Here is a 20,875-nt window from a genome sequence, read left to right on the forward strand (position 1 = left end):
CCAGGAAAATAATTAATAATCTACAGTCAGCATTACTGTATCAGTATAATCGCCAGCAGGTGCAACCTGCAATGCAGCTGAACTTACCTGGCCATAAATGTTAATGCTCTGAGCAACACCGCTACCGGTACCAGTGCTACCTGTGGTAAATGGTGTCGTTGCAGTCTTATCAGTATAGAGACTATAGGCAATTTTGTCTCCGTTAGTATCTGACATTTCATAATCATGTGAACTATCAGACGAAACCTTATACGGCGTATTTTTGGTGCAAACGACCGACGCTGTGGTTGAAACAGATAAGTCACCCGCGTTGCTGTATTGCTTACCAAAAGACATATCACTGGCAGTAATACTACATGCCTTTAATACTGTCAGCGACACATTCATATTGGCAGTTGCCTGCTCAGTATAAGCAGAAGTATCTGCATAACTTGCAGAAGTAAAAACTAAAGATGAAGTTACAGAAATCATTAACAGTGATTTTTTCAACATATTCTTTCTCTTTTTATTTTTTTGGTTGGTATGTTCAATCAGAAGATCGCCGGAGTACCTGAATAAACAGATTAGCGATTCAAATGATTCGTAGTGCGGCAGCACTATACTCGTCAATAATAAAAATCCAACGCAGATGAATGATCAAATATAACTATCAATGAAGTTAGCATCAATAAAACCCATGATGGAGATAGTTTTTAGAGTATATAACTATTAATATTCAAAATTTTAGCACAGAACACTATATAAATAAATAATATGCAATTAAATACTCTAAGGTGCCGTCTTGCATTAATAGGGAAAAACTATTAATCAGTCATTTAATCCAGCTTATAAATCGTCTAAACACCTCTTTTCAAGACTAAAATATCGTCGTAAATTACAAATAGCCTTGATTAATATCGTTATCTTTACAATAAAATTACTCTAAAGGCATTGACCTGATTATGTATTCACCAAAATAACTCTTTTATTCATAAGTACGTATATATATTCCATACATGTTTATTTTTTAACCAGATAAAACACTGGGTTTTTAATGCTTTTTTGTCACTTGTCGTTTTAATCAGGGTGCTATATATTTCAGGGCTATTCTATATTTCGCGGTAAATGTTCTGGTTATTATTAATATTCTTATTTGCGATTTCGTTTCGTTGGTTAATTATTCTGAGCCTATCGAATACACGCTTTTTATTATGATATCTATTGATGCATAAACATTAGGCAGGTAACTATACGCAGTAGGGTGCGGTATATTCTTCTTCTGATTATGGCTAAGCCCATTATCCCGGGACACTGTAAGCCTGTCTGAGAAGCCCCTCACCTGCTTGCTTCACAGGAAGTCAGCAGGCATGCATAAGCATCATTCCGGAATACATACCTGCCAGTAATAGTACTGCTTTTTTAGTACGGTTTAGCTCTGTTCATCACTGGCATGAGAAACATTCAGTGCCCGGCACAACGGTATCGAGAGCATCCTGTTTTACAGGCAAAAAAAAACCTGCCGTTCTTTCGAAAGGCAGGTTTTTTATCAGCATGAAGGATCAGCCAATAAAGTCCAGATTATTCATATAAGGCTTCAGGACTTCCGGAACACGGATCCGACCATCGGCCTGCTGGTAGTTTTCCAGTACAGCCACCAGAGTACGTCCGACCGCCAGTCCTGACCCATTCAGAGTATGCAGCAGCTTCGGTTTTTTCTCGGTTTTACTGCGGCAACGTGCCTGCATACGACGAGCCTGGAAGTCAGCCATATTTGAACAGGAGGAAATCTCGCGATAGGTATCCTGTGCCGGTAACCAGACCTCAAGGTCGTAAGTCTTAGTGGCACCAAAGCCCATATCGCCGGTGCATAGCAGCATTTTGCGGTAAGGAAGTTCCAGTAACTGCAGAACTTTCTCTGCATGACCGGTCAGTTCTTCCAGCGCCTGCATCGACGTCTCCGGAGCAACAACCTGCACCATTTCGACTTTATCAAACTGATGCATACGGATTAATCCGCGGGTATCACGACCGTATGACCCGGCTTCAGCACGGAAGCAAGGTGTGTGTGCCGTCATTTTCAGCGGTAAATTTTCTTCGTCCAGAATTTCATCACGGACCAGATTCGTCAACGGAACTTCCGCTGTCGGGATCAACGCATAATTACTGCTGTCGGCTTCTTCTTCCAGCGGACGAGTATGGAACAGGTCGTTACCAAATTTTGGTAACTGACCGGTGCCGTATAATGAATCCTGATTCACCAGATAAGGGACATACATCTCGGTATAACCATGTTCACCGGTGTGCAGGTCCAGCATAAATTGCGTCAGGGCACGGTGCATACGGGCAATTTGCCCTCTCATCACCACAAAACGTGAACCGGTCAGCTTAACCGCAGAAGCAAAATCCATCCCGCCGGCAAGCTCACCCAGATCCACATGGTCACGTACCTGGAAATCAAACTTCAGAGGTTCACCCCAGCGACTGACTTCCAGGTTATCTTGATCATCTTTCCCCTCAGGCACTTCATCTGCTGGCAGGTTTGGCAATGTCAGTGCAAGATTACGGATGTCAGTCTGAAGTGCGTCCAGTTCTGCTTTGGCAGCTTCCAGTCGCTCTCCCAGTTCATTCACTTCCTTACGCAGTGGCTCGATATCTTCCCCACGCGCTTTGGCCTGACCGATGGATTTGGATCGTGAATTACGTTCCGCCTGGAGATTTTCGGTTTCTACCTGCAAAACTTTACGACGTTCTTCAAGAGAACGTAACGTCTCAACATCCAGAGTAAATCCCCGGCGTGCCAGTTTTTCTGCAACTGCGTCTGGCTCATTACGCAGCAGATTGGGATCGAGCATACTAATCCTGTGTATGAGTTAATAATATGAAAAAATCGTCGGGAGAGATCCACAAAACGAAATAACGTTGCTACTCACCTTACCGTAATGTTTTTATCAGCGGTAGCGTTTTGTCGGGCTATTTTGATTCTGTTCAGTCAGCCATGCCAGCTTTTCTGCAATTTTCGTCTCCAGACCGCGTTCAACTGGTGAATAATAGCGCGAACCGGCCATTTCAGGCGGAAAATACTCCTCGCCAGCGGCATAGCCGTTAGGCTCATCATGGGCATAACGGTAACCTTTATTGAGCCCCATTTCTTTCATTAGTCGGGTCGGTGCATTACGGAGATGATCCGGAACATCATAATCAGGATTTTCTCTGGCAGACGCCATAGCAGCATTAAAAGCCCGGTATACCGCATTACTCTTTGGCGCGCAGGATAAATAAACAATCGCTTGTGCTATCGCCCTTTCTCCTTCAGCCGGACCCACCCGGGTATAACAATCCCAGCCGGCAATGGCGACCTGCATCGCTCTTGGGTCGGCATTACCGATATCTTCTGAAGCAATCGCCAGCAGACGACGGGCAACATACAGCGGATCACCGCCTGCGGTAATAATACGTGCGTACCAGTAAAGGGCAGCGTCCGGGGCAGAACCACGGACGGATTTATGCAACGCTGAAATCAGATCATAAAAGCGGTCACCTTTATTATCGAAGCGGGCAGTACGTTCGCCGGCGACTTCGGTTAATAACGCCGGAGTAAGTATTCGCATCCCCCCGGCATCCGGTTCAGCCATATCCGCCATCATCTCCAGCGTATTCAGCGCCCTGCGGGCATCCCCGTTCACCAGTTCCGCTATCATCTTCCGGGTCTCATCCGGTAATTTCAGAGCCTGTCCGCCCAGGCCGCGGTCACTATCGGACATTGCCTGATCGAGAACTTTCTCAATATCGGTGACCGTCAGTGATTTCAGCAGATAAACCCGGGCACGGGAAAGCAGTGCCGAATTAAGTTCAAAAGAGGGATTTTCTGTCGTAGCGCCGATAAAGGTAATGGTTCCGTCTTCTATATGCGGCAGAAAAGCATCCTGCTGACTTTTATTAAAGCGGTGCACCTCATCCACAAAAAGGATCGTCCTGCGACCTGCCTGTCTGCTCTGATCCGCCCTCGCAATAGCTTCACGGATATCTTTGACCCCGGAGGTAACCGCAGAAATACGCTCGACACCGGCATTCGCATACCGGGCGATAATCTCTGCCAATGTTGTCTTACCGGTTCCCGGAGGGCCCCAGAGGATCATAGAATGCAGGTGACCGGCTTCAATGGCTCTCGGCAGGGGTTTACCTGCGGCCAGCAGATGCTGCTGGCCGCCATATTCAGCCAGTGTTCGAGGCCGCATACGTGCGGCCAGGGGCTGAAAATCGTTTGCAGCGAAATCCAGAGAAAGTGTATCCACATTCACCTCACTGACGCTGATCATCCACCGTTACCCCTTGAGGAGGAGTAAACCTGAATTTATCCGCGCTGATCGCACCATTCTGTTGGCTTTTCAGCTCATAACTGCTGCGTTGCCCGTCCTGCTCAACCGCACTAAACTGACGGATCGTGCCGCCCGGAGTCACATCAATCGTGAACTCTTTTAAATTACCGTCACTGCTCTTCGGCGTCAGTTCAAAATTATCGCCCTGCTGCTTCACATTATAGCGTTTCCAGTCTGATGGCTGATTACGTGCGATCAGCATAAAAGGCGTATTGCTGGTGGCATTTTTCACCCAGGTCGCCGTCACCTGTTCAACGAAAGGATTATAAAACCATAACGTTTTGCCATCGGAGATAATGGTACTTTCATCCGGGGCGGTCATGTGCCAGTTAAACAGGCTCGGACGCTGAACCCACAGTTCACCTTCACCGTTCTGCACGTTATTTCCTGAAGCATCCGTGACTTTCTGACTGAATTGCGCATGAAAACTACTCACTTTATCCAGACGTGCCTGCAGGCTGGCTGAGTCGTCGGCCCTGACAGCGGCTGAAATCATAAGACTGATAACACCTGTAGCAATCAACAATTTTTTCATCTGTAATTATTCCTTATCCTTCATTCCGGCTGTGCACTGTTAACCGTAGTCTCTGCCGGTATATTCCGACAGGAGAAAAAACTGAATTCTGAGTATTACTATGGGGATAGCGGGAGTGATAAGCAATGGGCCAGAAAACTCTGGCCCATCAGGATAACAACCTGTTATCAGAACTTACATTTCGTGCGGCGGGGGTGACAGCACTTCCCGGTTACCGTTATGTCCGGGTTCGGAAACTATCCCCTGAGCTTCCATCTGTTCGATGATCCTGGCGGCCCGGTTATAACCGATACGGAACTGTCGCTGAACACCGGAAATCGAGGCGCGACGTTTTTCGACCACAAATCCGACCGCCTGGTCGAACAGCGGATCCAGTTCTTCACCGTTGCCATCTGCGCCGCCCGCTCCGTTCTCACTCTCATCACCGGCAGTGATACTGTCGATATATTGAGGTCTGCCCCGGGCTTTCCAGTCCTGAACCACAGCATGAACTTCCTGGTCACGGACAAACGCCCCATGCACACGTACCGGCATCGACGAGTTAGGCGGCATATAAAGCATATCCCCCATCCCGAGCAATGATTCCGCCCCGGCCTGATCCAGGATGGTACGGGAGTCAATTTTACTTGAAACGGTAAAAGCGATACGCGTAGGAATATTCGCTTTAATAAGCCCGGTGATCACATCGACCGACGGACGCTGCGTCGCCAATACCAGGTGAATACCGGCGGCACGGGCTTTTTGTGCCAAGCGGGCGATCAGTTCTTCTACCTTTTTACCCACGGCCATCATCAGGTCAGCAAACTCATCTACCAGCACGACGATGTAGGGCAGCTTTTCGAGAACCGGCGGTGTAGTGTCCATACTATCACCAGGTTTCCAGAACGGATCCGGAATAGGCCGGCCCATCGCTTCAGCCTGCACGATTTTTTCGTTATAACCTGCAAGGTTACGTACGCCCAGCGCGGACATCAGCTTGTAGCGACGTTCCATCTCTCCGACACTCCAGCGTAACGCATTGGCTGCATCCTTCATGTCTGTCACAACTTCAGTCAGCAGATGCGGAATACCTTCATACACAGAAAGTTCCAGCATTTTCGGGTCAATCATAATGAAGCGCACTTCATCAGGGGTTGCCTTATACAGCATACTGATGATCATGGCGTTCACGCCGACAGATTTCCCTGAACCGGTGGTACCGGCGACCAGCAAATGGGGCATTTTAGCAAGGTCTGCCACCACTGGCTGACCGGCAATATCTTTCCCCAGTACAATCGCCAGCGGCGACGGATTGTCCCTGAACTTTGCGCAGTCCAGCACTTCACGCAAATAAACGGTCTGGCGATGTTTATTCGGTAATTCCAGCCCGACATACGGCTTGCCCGGAATGACCTCAACAATACGAACCGCAACGGCGGATAATGAACGGGCCAGGTCGCGGGAGAGATTAGAAATTCTGGCGGCTTTCACCCCTGGCGCCAGGTCCAGCTCAAAACGGGTGATCACCGGTCCCGGTGAAATACCGACAACTTCTGCTTTGACTCTGAAGTCATTCAGTCTTGCCTCAACCAGTTTACCTGTTTGTTCCAGTGCAAACATATCCACCGGCTCTTCTTCCACCGGAGGTGGCGTCAGTAAATCCATGGTCGGAAGAGGTGTTGATGGTTTTTCCAGTGGCTGTTCATGACGAACCAGGAACGGGTGGAACAGACTCTGCTGTTCCTGAGCAGCCTGCGGTTGAGAAACCGTTTCCTGCGGGGCCGCGTATTGCGGCTGCCCCGGTTGTGCAGTGGCGCCCTGCGGCTGCGAATACTGCGCTGAGTTAACCCCTGCAGCAGAAGACGGTGACTGTGCCGGTGCTTGCTGAGCCGCGTATTGCGGCTGCCCCGGTTGTGCAGTGGCACCCTGCGGCTGCGAATACTGCGCTGAGTTAACCCCTGAGGCAGAAGACGGTGACTGTGCCGGTGCTTGCTGAGCCGCGTATTGCGGCTGCCCCGGCTGTGCAGTGGCGCCCTGCGTCTGCGAATGCTGCGCTGAGTTAATCCCTGCGACAGAAGACGGTGACTGTGCCGGCGCTGCAGTTTCAGCCCCCGGAGCAATCGTAAACAGAGGCTCTGCCGGATTGTCATCCACCAGTTCTTTCATCGGTGAGAAATCAAACGCAGAGATAGCCTCTGAAGAGAGTGGCGCAGAGGTCGCTACATGGTCAGCACTGACTTCAGTAACATCCTCTGCCGTCGTCTGATACCGCTGTTGTTGCTGTTCGGAGAACTGTCGCGCCAGCATCGCCTGTTGCAGCTCATCTTCTTCTTCAGGTGTCACAGTGACATGATCCTCGCCATACCGTGCCTTTTGCTGCATGGTAAACGCCTGGCGCAGCGCCGCCTGGTCGAATTCATTTTCTTCGGCCGAAGACTCGCTTGTCTCCGTCATCTGAGAATTCAACTGACGCTGTAACTCCTCTTCACGTGCTTTTTCTTCCGCAATACGTTGTGAAGGTAATTTAATACCATAAGAGGCCATTTCACGGCGGGTCGGCAAACGGACAGGATTCGGACGTGGCAGTTCCGGCCCCCCAATCCCGCGTTTTACCTGAGGGTTACCACTACGCTGTACAGGTTCCGTCACCGTCGGAGGGGTCTGTAATTTACCCATACTGGCTGCCACAGCAAACGGTGACTGCCCGGCCGGTTTTACTACGGTGGCAGCCACGGTCTGAGCATTGACTGCAGCAGGCGTCGCCGCCGCAACCCGGGTCTGAGGTACCGCCGACGACGACGTCTGAGGGTCAGACCGGGATGTCTGAACCTGCGGAGCTACCCCGGAGGCCCGTGATGCCGGTGACGGCGGAGCTTCAGGCGTCGGCTGAGACGCAACCGTCTCCGGTACATCGAAACGGTAAAGCGGTGGCTCTGCGGCCTGCGTTGTTTTCACCTGTGCCGGTGCTCTGTAAGCATCGGCTGCGACGACCGGCGTCGGGCGGTTTTCCGGTACCCCGGATTGAACCGATGCAGGTTGCGGGGTTACCGGTGCAGCGGTTTCCGGTGCCGTTCCAAACGCTGGCGCACTGAATAATGGATCGTTGTCATCCTCCGCCGTGACTGAAGCAAAGGTTGATGGGCTCAATAAGGGGTCATTATCATCCGTTTTCGGAGCAGACACTGGCGTTGAAAACAGCGGGTCATGTTCTTCGTTCTCTGACGGATGTGCGGTATTTCCGTGTGCCGATGGCTCGTTTGCCGCAGCATCTGTCGAACGGAACAGAGGATCATCTTCTGTGACTTCCTGTGAGGTTTCTTTGCGGGAAACCGACTCAGGCGCGTCATCCTCATCCTCATATTGCCAGCGATCATCACCCCGGGAGCGATTGCTCGCGAAGGTAAGAACGGTCATTACTGCCCCGCCGATCTTCTCTGCAATTGTCAGCCATGACCACCCGGTATACAGAGTGATCCCGGCCGCCCAGACAAACAGCAGGACCAATGTCCCTGTCATCTGATTGAGATAAGGTGCCATCGCACTACTGACCAGGCTGCCAATCACGCCTCCGGAGGCGAAATACCAGATATCATCAGCATTGATTGCGGCCAGACCACAGGTAGTGACCACCAGCGCCAGCACGCCTATCAGACGCAGGCCGATAGCAAAGCAATCGATGTATTCATTGCGGTTGCGATGACGGAAGGAAATCCAGCATAAACCAATGATCACCACCGGAATGGCGTAAGCCATCACCCCGAAGATAAAGAACAGGGTATCAGCCAGCCAGGCTCCGGGCCGGCCACCTAAATTATGGATGGGCTCATGCCAGGCGGTTTGTGACCAGCTCGGGTCAGAAGGATTAAAACTGACCAGGGAGACCATTAAATAAACGGCAAAAAGTGCCACCAGAATCAGTAATGCTTCCAGCAGCCGTTGTCCACTACTCAGTGGCGTTAAAGATACATCTTTATCTTCTGTATATTCCTGGCTCAAGAGATCTCTCCAGGTGCCTGTCAACGAAAGAGAGGAACAGCACCATTAGTCAGCACTGTTCCTGTATGAATTCACAGGAGTGTACCTAATTGCCACAGGTTTTGCACCTGGCTGATTTAGCGAGTTTTAATCACTAAGCGGTTACTCTGCTTCACTTCTTCCATGACCACATACGTGCGGGTATCGTTGACGCCAGGCAGGCGTAACAGGGTTTCCCCCAGCAGCTTACGGTATGCGGACATATCCGGAACACGGGTCTTCAGCAAATAGTCAAAGTCACCGGAAACCAGATGACACTCCTGAGTTTCCTCAAGTTTCTGGACCGCGGTATTAAATTGCTCGAACACATCAGGGGTGCCACGATTCAGAGTAATCTCAACAAAAACCAGCAGTGATGCATCCAGATAGTGCGGATTAAGCAGTGCGGTATACCCCAGAATAAACCCCTGACGTTCCAGGCGGCGGACTCGTTCAAGGCAAGGCGTCGGAGACAGACCTACCCGTTTAGAGAGCTCGACATTCGAAATACGGCCATCTTTTTGTAGTTCATTCAGGATATTTCTGTCGATACGGTCCAGATCTTTGCCAGGGCGTTTCTTATTATCTGTCATTATTATTTTCTCTCTTCATTTCCTTCCCTAAGACTACCTGCCCTTCAACCTGTCATCGGTGAAGGGCCTGAGTTATGTTGAAACATTGCCTGTATATTTGCTGTTTTCGGTTCATTTCACTGTCTGTCCACGATGAAACAGGCCAAAGACAACTCAGGTTTATTTATCCGGCGTTCAGAAGCTACGGCCTGCGCGGCTCCTGTTCGCTGAACTTTATTTGTCTCACCTCATGTTTTCGCAAAACAACAGGCGATTGTCAAAGTAAAACATCCAATTTCAGTACAACATTCCGCCGTCTGCGGTGAATATAAATTTTCGGCCAATACTTTTAGCCTTTTATCCTCCCGTCACCACAGTGACGGATCCCTGTCAGAGGCCTTAACCACGGGTGATTAGTTTCAACGTTCACATTAATAAGTAATCTCCGCTATCGGACTCTTTTTTTCGTCGTCGCGTTTGCCTACAATCTACCGATATTTGTCAGCGGTTTGTTTTATTGAGGAAAAAAGCATGGCCAAACACAGTAAACTACTGATCCTGGGTTCCGGCCCTGCCGGTTACACTGCAGCTGTCTATGCTGCGCGTGCAAACCTTAATCCGGTATTAATTACCGGGGTAGAAAAAGGCGGGCAACTGACCACCACAACAGAGGTCGAAAACTGGCCGGGTGATCCTGAGGGCCTGACCGGGCCCGGGCTTATGGAACGTATGCATGAACATGCGATTAAATTTAATACTGAAATCGTTCACGACCATATTCATACCGTCGACGTAAAGCAACGCCCGTTTCGTTTGATCGGCGACAGTGGTGAGTACACCACTGATGCGCTGATTATCGCGACCGGAGCCTCTGCACGTTATATTGGTTTACCTTCGGAAGAAGCCTTTAAAGGTAAAGGCGTCTCCGCCTGTGCGACCTGCGACGGTTTCTTTTATCGTCAGCAAAAAGTGGCAGTGGTCGGCGGCGGAAATACTGCCGTCGAGGAAGCCCTCTATCTGGCAAATATCGCCTCTGAGGTTCATCTTATCCACCGTCGCGACACCTTCCGTGCCGAAAAAATCCTTATTGACCGGATGATGGAAAAAGTCGCCAGTGGCAATATCGTTCTGCACACCAATCGCATCCTGGAAGAAGTCACCGGAGATGAGATGGGGGTCACCGGGGCGCGTCTGCGTCCGACAGAAGACAATGCTGAATCCGAGCAGATTGATGTCGCCGGGGTATTTATTGCCATCGGTCACAGCCCGAATACTGCGATTTTTGCTGATCAGCTGGAACTGAATAACGGCTATATCGTGGTGCAGTCCGGTCTTCAGGGGAATGCAACCCAGACCAGTATCCCTGGTGTGTTTGCCGCCGGCGATGTGATGGATCATACCTATCGTCAGGCAATCACTTCTGCAGGAACCGGCTGTATGGCTGCCCTGGATGCCGAACGTTATTTAGACGGCCTGGGCCAGGACGCGTAGTTTTCCCCCTTCATTTTGAATGAGACTCTAAGGCGACAGCGAAACTGTCGCCTTTTTACTGTTCCTCATGTTAAGGTACCTGCACTTTTACAAGGGGTATTACTTTACACCTCTGGTGTCTGACATTCACTTTGCAGAATTCCATGAATAAATCCCGTCAACAGTTTTTAGTTCGCTGGCTCAAAGAACAGCGTCATTACGGACGCCGCTGGTTACGCCTCTCCGTTATCACCGGTGTATTCAGTGCACTGTTAATTATCACGCAGGCCGGGATCATCGCCCGCGTATTACAAAATTTTATTATCAGTCATCAGCCTGCCAGTGACACCCCCGGGTTACTGGTGGCACTGGCGGCCTGCTTTGCCGGGCGCAGTCTGTTGCATTATTTACGGGAAATGGCCGGTTTTCGTGCCGCTAGCGCCATTCGTGAGGCTATACGCCAACAGATTATTTTACGCCTGGAAGCCCGGGGCCCTGCCGGAACAACAAGCCGTGCCGTCGGGAGCTGGACGACCCTGTTGCAGGAACAAATTGATAATATGCAGGACTACTATGCACGTTATCTGCCTCAGATGAGCCTGGCAACACTGATCCCTGCCCTGATCCTGATCACGCTGTTACCCCTTAACTGGACAGCGGCGCTGATCCTGTTCTGTACTGCGCCTCTGATCCCACTGTTTATGGCGATGGTCGGTATGGGAGCCGCAGAAGCCAACCGCAGAAATTTTCAGGCACTAGCCCGCCTTAGCGGTGACTTCCTTGACCGTCTGCGTGGACTGGAAACACTACGGCTTTTTCATCGGGGTCGGGCAGAGCAAGCCGCTATCGCCGGAAGCACTGAACAGTTCCGCCTGCGTACCATGGAGGTTCTGAGACTGGCATTCCTCTCGTCTGCGGTGCTTGAGTTCTTCGCCGCAATTTCTATTGCCGTGGTCGCCGTCTATTTCGGCTTCTCTTATCTTGGCGTACTGCATTTCGGTGACTACCACCGCGGAGTCACCCTGTTTGCCGGCTTTCTGGCACTGATACTGGCACCGGAGTTCTTCCAGCCTCTGCGTGATTTAGGGAATTTCTACCATGCGAAGGCTCAGGCTGTCGGTGCTGCCGACCAGCTGGAAACTTTCCTGAGCGAAACCGAAGAGGCAAACCTGAACACCGGAACACTGACACCGGACAGGTCCGGTGCCTGTACCCTGGTCGCACGTGACCTGGTTGTTATGACAGCCAAAGGGAAGCCGTTAACTCAGCCTCTGAATTTCACCCTTCCGGCAGGCAAACGTATTGCGCTGGCCGGGGTCAGTGGTGCCGGTAAAACGTCACTGATTAATGTCATCCTCGGCTTTCTCCCGTATCAGGGTTCCCTTACGGTTGACGGTACAGAGTTACGGGATATTCGTCCGGATCACTGGCAGAAACAACTGGCCTGGATCGGGCAAAACCCGGTGCTGCCGGCAGAAACCGTACGCGATAACATCATTCTGGATCGCCCCTGTGACGCACAGCAATTTCAACGGGTAATGGAATGCAGCGGTATCAATGCTTTTATTGCCGACCTGCCTGAGGGGATTGATACACCCACCGGCGATAATGCGGTCCGGCTATCTGTCGGCCAGGCCCAGCGTGTTGCGGTTGCACGGGCCCTGTTACTCCCTTCAGCACTGCTACTGCTGGATGAGCCAACAGCCAGCCTGGACAGACAAAGCGAGCAACATGTGATGCATGCACTTACCGAAGCCTCCTTACAGCAGACAACGCTGATGATCACTCACCAGCTCGAAGGGTTACAGGACTGGGATGAAATCTGGGTAATGGCAGCCGGACAAATTATTCAGAAAGGCCGCTGGCAGGCGCTCGCCACGACAGCAGGGCCGTTCAGGGACATGTTAGCTCAGCGTGACGGGGAGATTACCTTATGAAAACTTTACTGCCCTTTTTGCGTCTCTGGAAACGTCACGGCTTCTTACTGGGGCTGGGGTTGATACTGGCCCTGCTGACACTGCTGGCAAGTATCAGTTTACTGACACTTTCCGGCTGGTTTCTGGCTGCCTCCGCAGTCGCCGGGACTGCCGGGCTGTACAGTTTTAACTATATGTTACCTGCTGCCGGAGTCAGGGGGGCCGCCATTATCCGTACCGTGGCACGGTACTTCGAGCGACTGGTCAGCCATGACGGCACATTCCGTGTACTTCAGCATCTTCGCGTGTACACCTTCAGCAAGCTGTTCCCCCTATCCCCTGCCGGGCTGTTACCGTTTAATCAGGGCGATTTGCTGAACCGCTTTGTTGCAGACGTTGACCACCTTGACCATCTCTATCTGCGGGTGATTTCCCCCCTGGCCGGGGCGTTATGTGTCATTATCGTCGTCACTTTCGGACTGAGTTTCCTGAACCTGCCGCTGGCACTGGTCGCGGGCCTGGTGATGTTACTGACGTTGCTGATCCTCCCTCCCCTCTTTTACCGCCTTGGTAAAGGTTCCGGTGAGGCAATGGCTCTGACGCAGGCCAGTTACCGCCGGCAACTGACCCGCTGGCTAAGCAGTATGGCGGAGCTGAAGATTTACCAGCACAGTAAGCGCTGGCAACAGCAACTGACGACCACCGGCGACGATATTTATCAGGCCGAACGGCAGCAGCAGTCGCTGACCGCCGCATCGCAGAGCCTGCTGATGTTTATTACCGGGCTGACTGTCTGCCTTATGCTGGGGCTGGGTTCGCTGCTCCTCCACTCAGCCTCTGCCGACCCCACCTGGCTGGCACTCTTTACTTTCTGCGTTCTGGCGGCTTTTGAGTCCCTGGGGCCGGTGGCTGCCGCTTTCCTCCATATCTCAAAGGTGATGGTTTCTGCTTCACGCTTAAACGAAATTTTAGGCCAGAAACCTGCGGTACAGTTTCCGCAAAAAGCGCTGACAGATAATCACCCGGGGATTGCCGTCCGGATCACCGGACTGGGGTTCAGCTATCCCGGACAACCCCGGGCGGTGATTAACGGACTGAACCTGACGGTTGCTCAGGGCGAAAAAATTGCTCTGCTCGGTTTTACCGGCTGCGGTAAGTCAACGCTCCTGCAACTGCTGACCCGTGCGGCTGACCCCGGGCAAGGCGAAATTTGCTTTAACCAGTCCCCTTTGCCGCAATGGGATGAAGCGACGCTTCGTCGGCGGACCAGCGTGGTGACTCAGCGCGTTTCGGTCTTCAACCAGACCCTGCGTGACAACCTCAAACTTGCTGCACCTGACAGTACCGATGAAGCGCTGGTCGACGTATTGCAACAGACCGGCCTCGGGCAGTTGCTGGAAAATGACGGGCTTAACGGCTGGTTAGGAGAAGGCGGCAGAACACTTTCCGGGGGGGAATTACGCCGTTTAGCCATCGCACGGGCGCTCCTCCACCAGGGAGACCTCTGGTTACTCGATGAGCCGACCGAGGGACTGGATGCCACCACCGAGCAGCATATTCTGGCGCTTCTGGCGCGGGTTACCCGGGATAAAACCGTGATAATGGTGACACACCGCCTGACCGGACTGGCTGCAATGGATCGTGTTTGTGTGATGGAAAACGGCCATATTATCGAACAGGGTGACACGTCAACGCTTCTCAGCGCGCGTGGCCGCTACTGGCAGTTTACTCAGCGTCTGAACCCGAGTGAGGTCATCCCGGATGCCATTGATCCTGCCGCAGTTAGCGGCTGATACACTCAGCTTTCCCCCGCCCTCACAAGCGCTGACAGAACCTGACGGTCTGCTGGCGTTTGGCGGGGATCTGAGCTGGCAAAGGATGCGGGAAGCCTACCGGCAGGGTATCTTTCCCTGGTTCTCTGAACAGGACCCGTTGCTGTGGTGGTCACCGGATCCACGGGCGGTACTTTACCCTGAGGCATTCCATCTTAGCCGCAGTATGGCCCGTTTTCATCGCCACTCACCTTATCAGGTCACCATTAATCGGGACTTCGAGGGCGTGATCCGCGGTTGCGCGGCAGAAAGGACCGGAGGGACCTGGATCACGGATGAAGTGATCGCTGCCTGGCTGACTTTATCGCAGAAAGGCTATGCGCATTCGGTGGAAGTCTGGCAGGACGGGCATCTGGCAGGTGGTTTGTATGGGATGGCGGTCGGCCAGCTATTCTGCGCGGAATCGATGTTCAGTACGCGCCCGAATGCTTCTAAAACTGCACTGATGCTGTTTTGCCGGCACTTCAAGGCCCACGGCGGACAGTTAATTGACTGCCAGATACTGAACCCTCATACCGCCTCCTTAGGGGCGACAGAGATCCCGCGCGAAGCCTATCTGCAACAGGTCGCCGCACTACAGGTATTACCACTGGCAGACGGGTGCTGGCAAACCGGCGAGCCGGGTTAAGCTGCCCGTTAATGTTTTACAGACATTTCACCCGGAAAGTGTTAGACTCTGTCTGCTTGTTATGTCGTTCGCGCTTCAGAAGGTGTTTTCCGATGCGCCCTGATGGAGATTCTGCTGGTACACTGATGAACATCAAGGAAGGTTTCCCCCCGACTTGCTATTCAGATGCACGATTCTGCAAATATCCCCGATTAACGTCAGAACACCCGAATTTATTTGCACTGCGCATGTTTTTGCATGCCGCATAGCGGAGTGTTGGTATTTACACCAACAATTCTTTACATAGATACCAGAATTGGGCATTATCTTGCCGATTCAAATTTAGCTAGTCCATTCAGAGGATTCGATGGCCAAAGAAGACAATATTGAAATGCAAGGTACCGTACTGGATACGTTACCTAACACCATGTTCCGCGTTGAGCTCGAAAACGGGCACGTGGTTACCGCTCATATCTCCGGCAAAATGCGTAAGAACTATATCCGCATCCTGACCGGTGATAAAGTCACCGTTGAGCTGACTCCTTATGATTTGAGCAAAGGCCGCATTGTCTTCCGTAGTCGCTAAGAGTCAGTAACCTGTTTTATACAGGTACAAAAAAATTAAGGCCGGATATTCCGGCCTTTTGTTTTATGACTCACGGGCGAATACGGACTTAATGCACCGTTCCTGCCGCTTTACGCTGTTCCGCACTTTCAAAATGGTAGGTTAACGTATTGCTGGTTTTATCCAGCGCCACCTTCACCGATCCCCCGTCGACCAGTGAACCAAACAGCAATTCATTAGCCAGCGGTTTCTTGAGGTTTTCCTGCACGGCACGGGCCATAGGACGGGCACCCATCGCTTTGTCGTAGCCTTTTTCAGCCAGCCAGTCCCGTGCACCGTCACTGACTTCCAGAGACACGCCTTTCTGATCCAGCTGGGCCTGCAGTTCGACAATAAACTTATCGACCACCTGATGAATAACATCCGTCGACAGATGATCAAACCAGATAATATTATCCAGGCGGTTACGGAATTCAGGTGTAAAGGTTTTCCTGATTTCTTCCATCGCATCGGTCGTATTATCCTGATGGATCAGTCCGATAGATTTACGCTCCGTTTCACGTACCCCGGCGTTAGTGGTCATCACAAGCACCACATTACGGAAGTCTGCTTTACGTCCGTTATTATCCGTCAGTGTCCCGTTATCCATCACCTGCAATAACAGATTAAAGACATCCGGATGGGCTTTTTCAATTTCGTCGAGCAGCACGACCGAATGTGGATGTTTGATCACCGCATCCGTCAGTAACCCGCCCTGATCAAAGCCCACATAGCCCGGAGGCGCACCAATCAAACGACTGACGGTATGACGCTCCATATATTCCGACATATCAAAGCGTAGCAGCTCAATACCCAGAGCTTTCGCCAGCTGTACCGTGACCTCCGTCTTACCTACCCCGGTCGGCCCGGCAAACAGGAAGGAACCCACCGGTTTATGATCATGACCCAGGCCGGCACGACTCATTTTGATAGCTTCCGCCAGAGCATCGATGGCGCTGTCCTGACCAAACACCAGCATTTTCAGCCGTGAATCCAGCTGACGCAGGGTATCGCGATCCGTGGCTGAAACACTCTGCTCAGGAATACGGGCAATACGCGCCACTACACTCTCGATGTCCTGCACATTGATGGTCTTTTTACGTTTACTCTGTGGCACTAACCGTGCACGAGCCCCGGCTTCATCAATAACATCGATGGCTTTATCCGGCAGGTGTCGGTCATTAATATATTTAACCGCCAGCTCTACCGCCGCACGAACAGCTTTCGCGGTGTAACGGACATCATGGTGTGCTTCGTACTTCGCTTTCAACCCGTTAATGATACGAATGGTCTCTTCGGCCGAAGGTTCAGTGATATCAATTTTCTGGAAACGACGTGCAAGCGCACGGTCTTTTTCGAAAATAGAGCTGAATTCCTGATACGTCGTCGAGCCCATCACACGAATTTTACCGCCGGAAAGCAGAGGCTTAATCAGGTTAGCGGCATCTACCTGCCCGCCGGAAGCTGCACCGGCACCGATGATGGTATGGATCTCATCGATAAACAGGATACTGTTGACGTCCTGCTCCAGTTGCTTAAGCAACGCTTTAAACCGTTTTTCAAAATCGCCGCGATACTTAGTCCCGGCCAGCAGAGAACCGATATCCAGTGAGTAGATAGTACAGTCTTTCATCACTTCCGGCACATCGCCTTGCTCAATACGCCAGGCGAGACCTTCCGCGATCGCCGTCTTACCGACACCGGATTCCCCCACCAGCAGCGGGTTATTTTTCCGGCGGCGGCATAGCACCTGAACGGCTCTTTCCAGCTCTTTATCACGTCCGATCAGAGGATCGATACCACCGACCCGGGCCAGCTGATTCAGATTGGTGGTGAAGTTCTCCATACGTTCCTCCCCGCCAGCACTCTGCTCTTCGTTATTGGCCTGGTTTTCAGGGGCAGGCGCACTCTCACCCTCATCTTTACGTACACCATGAGAGATAAAGTTGACGATATCCAGGCGGCTCACTTCGTGCTTACGCAATAAATATGCTGCCTGAGATTCCTGTTCACTGAAAATAGCCACCAGTACATTTGCACCATTGACTTCACTACGGCCGGAAGATTGCACATGAAACACGGCGCGTTGTAATACCCGCTGAAAACTCAGTGTCGGCTGGGTATCACGTTCACCGTCAGTTTCCGGTAAAACCGGGGTTGTTTTTTCGATGAAGGTTTCGAGTTCCTGACGCAAAACCACCAGATCTACCGAGCAGGCTTCAAGAGCCTCCCGGGCAGACGGATTACTGATCAGCGCCAGTAACAGGTGTTCCACGGTCATAAATTCATGGTGGTGCTCCCGCGCTCTGGCGAAAGCCATATTTAAACTGAGTTCCAGTTCCTGATTGAGCATAAAGCACCTCCTCGATTCACGCTCTGATGTCTGCCTACAGATATGGTGGCTTAATCAGATTTTTCCAGAGTGCAGAGCAAAGGATGTTCATTTTCTCTGGCATACTGATTGATTCTGACAACTTTTGTTTCTGCCACTTCGGCAGTAAACACTCCGCAGATGGCTTTGCCATCGTAATGGACTTTCAGCATGAGTTCTGTTGCGCGTTCAATATCATAAGAAAAGAACTTTTGCAGTACGTCAATAACAAATTCCATCGGTGTATAGTCATCGTTGTTCAAAATAACTTTATACATTGACGGTGGCTTCAGTTCCTCACGAACTGTGTTGTCAGTAAGGTGTTCAAAATTAAGCCAGTCGTTTGTATTCGCCATAATATTCCACTGAAGTGTGCCTGTGACTCTGTAGAGAATTCTTCAGTTAAGTCTATCATGCCGCCAAAATGATGCGCAGTCTGCATTATCCTGATTACGGAGGTTCTCTGTGATTTTGAAATACGGATAGCGTTAACTGCTTCAAATTTTGAGAAATTATCCCTGTGATACCTGTGGTAATTTCTTGACGATCATTACCGGTGAAGTGATAGTCTTAATGACAGAGTTGTCTGTTTTTTTCATCAGGTGGCTCTCCGGCCACCCTCATTCATTTTTGCAATTCAGGTGAGAGGCATCATCACATGGAAACAGGATTTGTAAAATGGTTTAACAATGCCAAGGGATTCGGTTTTATTTGCCCGGAAGCCGGAGGTGAAGATATTTTCGCGCACTACTCCACCATTCAGATGGAAGGGTATAAAACACTCAAGGCAGGCCAGAAGGTAAGCTACAATGCCAGTGAAGGTGAAAAAGGTAACCAGGCCAGCCTTATCGTTCCTGTCAACGACCCTATGGCCAATCTGTCATAGTGACGTCTGCTGTGCAAGCCCGTCTCGCACAGCATGTTAAATGTCTGATGTTAACCGAAACGGCCCCTGGCAAGCCCCCGTACCCGGCCCATCATTTTACGGAGTAACAGCGGAATCGACTGGCTGCCCCGCTCTGCAACTTCATTCGCAACCGCAATCGCCAGCGAAGGTTTGGAGCTGTGCTGTATTGCACGAGTGATCACTCGATTCATCCCTCCCGGCCCATGCTCCGGGAGTTGAGCTGCCTGCCGGTAAACCTCAGCAAATCCGTTGCGGTAGAAGTAATGTTCGATATCTGCCGCCGGAAAACGGGTAAGATGATGCCGTTCCGTCTGTTTCTCTGTCAGGTGACTGGTCGCGATGGCGGCGTATTTCGCGCCCGCTTCATCTCCGTCCGTCAGAACATGCCAACGGATCCCCATATGAGCGGCAAACCGTAATAACGGTTTCAGTCCGGACTGGGCAAATTCAACCACACGTATCCCTTCAGAAGCCAGAGAAAACCCTGTCTGCCGGGCCAGTTCGTTAATCAGCCAGACTTCTGTTTCTCCCTCCACCAGAAGCCAGCAACGGGCAAATAACGCCGACGGTCGACTCACCTGAATATGGAAGGTCACTTTTCTCAACTCATCGTGGGACATCCCCTCATCAGGAATATGCCAGCAGCGGGTGATTTGCTGATATCGATCAAGACGGTAAACACTCTCCAGCGGGACCATAGAGACCAGATCTGACGAGTTAGTGGTCACCACTTTTTGTGCCGGTAACAGCGCCAGAAACTGCCATATCATCGATAACATCATCGGATGCAGACGGGTTTCCGGGTCTTCAAACAGGATCAACGGGCTGGCCTCGTCCGGAAGGGTTCCGGCGAACGGCGGGCGGGCGAGTAACATCAGCAGGGCGCGCAATACCGGCGCCCGCTCCGGGCGGGCTGTTTTTGCCAGTTTCCGGTTCAGTTCATTCAATTGCTGCCAGAGAAGATCGTTTTTCTCCTCTGACACAGGCAGTTCTGATAGTGCTCCGCCTGCACGGATATGGAAATAGTGTCCGGATAACCGGCATAACAGCGTAAGAGCCTGTTGCAGAACGTCTTCTCCCTGCAGCGTATTCTGCTGCTCAGTCCCCGCCATGAGTACCTCACCCGTCTGACGGCTACCCTCCGCCGTTGACGCCATCACTTCCGGTGAACTGAACCGCGCATCGCGCAGTCGCAGCACCGGACAGAGGGCCCGTAAAGCGTGTATTAACTGAGATACCACTGGCTGCGTTAAGTGAGGATAGTCCGGAAAGGAAAAATCCTGAGAAATCCCCTGCGTTGTCCTGCGGGCACTGAAGCTGAAACGTAGCCCGCGAGCGCCGGGATCCGCAGGCAGCAGTGCTGCGATGGCTGCCGGAAGCTTCCCTGCCGGGGAGTCCGGACCGAAGGTCAGTTCAATCAGACAGGCCCCTGCGGGCTTATCGTCCTGCGTGCGAAAGAAATCTGTCTCTGTCAGGCGGAAACTCTCAGCCGCAGGCGACATCATCAGGGTCAGCGCATCCAGTAAACTGGATTTCCCCCAGGCATTTTCCCCAATCAGCAGGGACACCTGGCGGAACGCGAGTGACAGAAACGCTATACCGCGAAAATTTCTGATCTCGATCTGTTTTAGCATCATAGGGGAATTACACTCCATAGGGCTAAACTGACAGGCCGGTGAGGGGCATCAGTATTTTATTTACTCTCCAATATCA

General features: G+C 51.5%; 15 protein-coding genes. 6 read left to right on the forward strand and 9 right to left on the reverse strand.

From position 1 onward, the window contains the following. Nucleotides 1–12: 12 nt before the first annotated feature. The 6 genes from CG67_RS10275 to lrp all read right to left on the reverse strand — a co-directional run bounded on the left by CG67_RS10275 (nucleotide 13) and on the right by lrp (nucleotide 9,476). Nucleotides 13–492 (reverse strand): spore coat U domain-containing protein, encoded by a 480-nt coding sequence (locus CG67_RS10275; RefSeq protein WP_025902861.1) that lies wholly within the window; start codon nucleotides 490–492, stop codon nucleotides 13–15. Between the two features lie 1,046 nt (nucleotides 493–1,538). After that, nucleotides 1,539–2,831, reverse strand: a complete 1,293-nt coding sequence (gene serS, locus CG67_RS10280; protein ID WP_025902862.1) for a serine--tRNA ligase — start codon at nucleotides 2,829–2,831, stop codon at nucleotides 1,539–1,541. Nucleotides 2,832–2,927: 96 nt separating this feature from the next. Next, a complete protein-coding gene (locus CG67_RS10285) occupies nucleotides 2,928–4,271 on the reverse strand; it encodes a replication-associated recombination protein A (protein ID WP_025902863.1) in 1,344 nt (447 codons plus the stop codon). Nucleotides 4,272–4,278: 7 nt separating this feature from the next. Beyond that, the gene (gene lolA / locus CG67_RS10290; RefSeq protein WP_025902864.1) at nucleotides 4,279–4,890 is read right to left on the reverse strand and encodes an outer membrane lipoprotein chaperone LolA; all 612 of its coding nucleotides are present in this window, start codon (nucleotides 4,888–4,890) and stop codon (nucleotides 4,279–4,281) included. A 174-nt stretch (nucleotides 4,891–5,064) separates the two neighbouring features. Next, entirely contained in the window at nucleotides 5,065–8,865 is a 3,801-nt protein-coding gene (locus CG67_RS10295) for a DNA translocase FtsK 4TM domain-containing protein (protein ID WP_025902865.1), read from the reverse strand. Between the two features lie 116 nt (nucleotides 8,866–8,981). Continuing rightward, nucleotides 8,982–9,476, reverse strand: a complete 495-nt coding sequence (lrp, locus tag CG67_RS10300) for a leucine-responsive transcriptional regulator Lrp (RefSeq protein WP_025902866.1) — start codon at nucleotides 9,474–9,476, stop codon at nucleotides 8,982–8,984. A gap of 510 nt (nucleotides 9,477–9,986) precedes the next feature. On the opposite strand from lrp, the gene trxB reads away from it, so the two are divergent. The 5 genes from trxB to infA all read left to right on the forward strand — a co-directional run bounded on the left by trxB (nucleotide 9,987) and on the right by infA (nucleotide 15,866). After that, a complete protein-coding gene (trxB, locus tag CG67_RS10305; RefSeq protein WP_025902867.1) occupies nucleotides 9,987–10,946 on the forward strand; it encodes a thioredoxin-disulfide reductase in 960 nt (319 codons plus the stop codon). A 143-nt stretch (nucleotides 10,947–11,089) separates the two neighbouring features. Beyond that, nucleotides 11,090–12,862, forward strand: a complete 1,773-nt coding sequence (gene cydD, locus CG67_RS10310; protein ID WP_025902868.1) for a cysteine/glutathione ABC transporter permease/ATP-binding protein CydD — start codon at nucleotides 11,090–11,092, stop codon at nucleotides 12,860–12,862. Next, nucleotides 12,859–14,634, forward strand: coding sequence for a cysteine/glutathione ABC transporter ATP-binding protein/permease CydC (cydC, locus tag CG67_RS10315; protein ID WP_025902869.1), 1,776 nt, complete (start codon nucleotides 12,859–12,861; stop codon nucleotides 14,632–14,634). Before cydD ends, cydC begins: the two co-directional genes overlap by 4 nt. Next, the gene (aat, locus tag CG67_RS10320) at nucleotides 14,609–15,301 is read left to right on the forward strand and encodes a leucyl/phenylalanyl-tRNA--protein transferase (protein ID WP_025902870.1); all 693 of its coding nucleotides are present in this window, start codon (nucleotides 14,609–14,611) and stop codon (nucleotides 15,299–15,301) included. The genes cydC and aat overlap by 26 nt, the downstream gene beginning before the upstream one ends. A gap of 346 nt (nucleotides 15,302–15,647) precedes the next feature. After that, entirely contained in the window at nucleotides 15,648–15,866 is a 219-nt protein-coding gene (gene infA / locus CG67_RS10325) for a translation initiation factor IF-1 (RefSeq protein WP_002211347.1), read from the forward strand. Between the two features lie 88 nt (nucleotides 15,867–15,954). Here infA and clpA read toward each other — a convergent pair whose 3' ends face one another. Together clpA and clpS are read right to left on the reverse strand one after the other, a co-directional pair. Beyond that, entirely contained in the window at nucleotides 15,955–18,237 is a 2,283-nt protein-coding gene (gene clpA / locus CG67_RS10330; RefSeq protein WP_025902871.1) for an ATP-dependent Clp protease ATP-binding subunit ClpA, read from the reverse strand. Nucleotides 18,238–18,287: 50 nt separating this feature from the next. Beyond that, nucleotides 18,288–18,611: an ATP-dependent Clp protease adapter ClpS gene (clpS, locus tag CG67_RS10335; RefSeq protein WP_025902872.1), complete on the reverse strand. Its 324-nt coding sequence runs from the start codon at nucleotides 18,609–18,611 to the stop codon at nucleotides 18,288–18,290. 302 nt (nucleotides 18,612–18,913) lie between these two features. Between clpS and cspD the strand changes: the two genes are divergently transcribed. Beyond that, on the forward strand, nucleotides 18,914–19,141 hold the full coding sequence (gene cspD / locus CG67_RS10340; protein ID WP_025902873.1) for a cold shock domain-containing protein CspD: 228 nt from the start codon (nucleotides 18,914–18,916) through the stop codon (nucleotides 19,139–19,141). 50 nt (nucleotides 19,142–19,191) lie between these two features. Here cspD and CG67_RS10345 read toward each other — a convergent pair whose 3' ends face one another. Further along, on the reverse strand, nucleotides 19,192–20,799 hold the full coding sequence (locus CG67_RS10345; protein ID WP_025902874.1) for an ATP-dependent endonuclease: 1,608 nt from the start codon (nucleotides 20,797–20,799) through the stop codon (nucleotides 19,192–19,194). Between the last annotated feature and the right edge of the window lie 76 nt (nucleotides 20,800–20,875).

This window comes from Tatumella sp. UCD-D_suzukii (assembly GCF_000611875.2).
GTDB lineage: Bacteria > Pseudomonadota > Gammaproteobacteria > Enterobacterales > Enterobacteriaceae > Tatumella > Tatumella ptyseos.

Bases quoted from the DNA above. Each gene is read 5' to 3' on its own strand.
- CG67_RS10275 (WP_025902861.1), bottom strand. From the start codon at position 492: ATGTTGAAAAAATCACTGTTAATGATTTCTGTAACTTCATCTTTAGTT.
- serS (WP_025902862.1), bottom strand. From the start codon at position 2,831: ATGCTCGATCCCAATCTGCTGCGTAATGAGCCAGACGCAGTTGCAGAA.
- lolA (WP_025902864.1), bottom strand. From the start codon at position 4,890: ATGAAAAAATTGTTGATTGCTACAGGTGTTATCAGTCTTATGATTTCA.
- lrp (WP_025902866.1), bottom strand. From the start codon at position 9,476: ATGACAGATAATAAGAAACGCCCTGGCAAAGATCTGGACCGTATCGAC.
- trxB (WP_025902867.1), top strand. From the start codon at position 9,987: ATGGCCAAACACAGTAAACTACTGATCCTGGGTTCCGGCCCTGCCGGT.
- cydD (WP_025902868.1), top strand. From the start codon at position 11,090: ATGAATAAATCCCGTCAACAGTTTTTAGTTCGCTGGCTCAAAGAACAG.
- cydC (WP_025902869.1), top strand. From the start codon at position 12,859: ATGAAAACTTTACTGCCCTTTTTGCGTCTCTGGAAACGTCACGGCTTC.
- infA (WP_002211347.1), top strand. From the start codon at position 15,648: ATGGCCAAAGAAGACAATATTGAAATGCAAGGTACCGTACTGGATACG.
- clpA (WP_025902871.1), bottom strand. From the start codon at position 18,237: ATGCTCAATCAGGAACTGGAACTCAGTTTAAATATGGCTTTCGCCAGA.
- clpS (WP_025902872.1), bottom strand. From the start codon at position 18,611: ATGGCGAATACAAACGACTGGCTTAATTTTGAACACCTTACTGACAAC.
- cspD (WP_025902873.1), top strand. From the start codon at position 18,914: ATGGAAACAGGATTTGTAAAATGGTTTAACAATGCCAAGGGATTCGGT.
- CG67_RS10345 (WP_025902874.1), bottom strand. From the start codon at position 20,799: ATGATGCTAAAACAGATCGAGATCAGAAATTTTCGCGGTATAGCGTTT.